At 44.6% G+C, this 798-nt stretch carries 1 protein-coding gene; it reads left to right on the top strand.

Features of this window, described 5'->3' with window-relative positions:
- Window positions 1–791: IS66 family transposase (locus KSW37_RS15660; RefSeq protein WP_217315384.1), on the top strand; the 791-nt coding region annotated here is incomplete at its 5' end.
- Between the last annotated feature and the right edge of the window lie 7 nt (window positions 792–798).

Genomic DNA, 798 nt, shown 5'->3' with positions numbered 1-798 from the left:
CCAAGACAAAGCCTACGGACAAGGGGTCGAAGAAAGGCTACCTCTGGGCTGTAAGTGCGCCTAAACTGGGACTTGTCTTCTTCGTATATGAGGATGGTTCACGCTCTGAGCAGGTCATACTTAACGTATTCTCAGATTATAAAGGTACCATACAGAGTGATGCGTATGCTCCTTACCGGAAACTGGAGTCGGATGCTTATCCGGACATCATGAGAATCGCCTGTCTACAGCATGTCAAGAGAGACTTCATCGACTGCGGCAAGGAAGACAAGGATGCTCAGGAAGTCGTAGATATCCTCAACAGATTTTATCGAGAAGACAAAAAACATAAGGTTGGGGTAAATGGATGGACCGTTGAAGACCATCTTGCCTATCGGCAGTCATACGCACCGGACATTTTGCAGGATTTATTGGAGAAACTGGAGGAAATATCTTCCAGGAAGGATTTACTGCCCAAGTCTACCTTGGCGCAGGCGGTCGGCTATGCCCTTAATGAATATAATGCCATTTGTGACATCTTCAAAAGAGGTGATACGGCTCTCGATAACAACTACATTGAGAGAATCCAGAGGTACATATCACTATCAAGAAGAAACTCAATGTTCTTTGGCTCGCACGAAGGAGCAAGACGGGGAGCTATCCTATATTCTATAGCTATTTCATGCAAGTTGAATGGCATCAATCTGTTTGAATACATTAGCGATGTCATAGAAAAGACCATTGAATGGCAACCGAATACCCCACTGGAGAAATATAGAGACTTACTTCCTGACCGATGGAAAAAGCAGTAGCAGCATT

The organism is Segatella copri (assembly GCF_019127135.1).
GTDB lineage: Bacteria > Bacteroidota > Bacteroidia > Bacteroidales > Bacteroidaceae > Prevotella.
The sequence above is the reverse complement of the archived record's forward strand: the minus strand, read 5'-3'. Positions and strand labels throughout refer to the sequence as shown.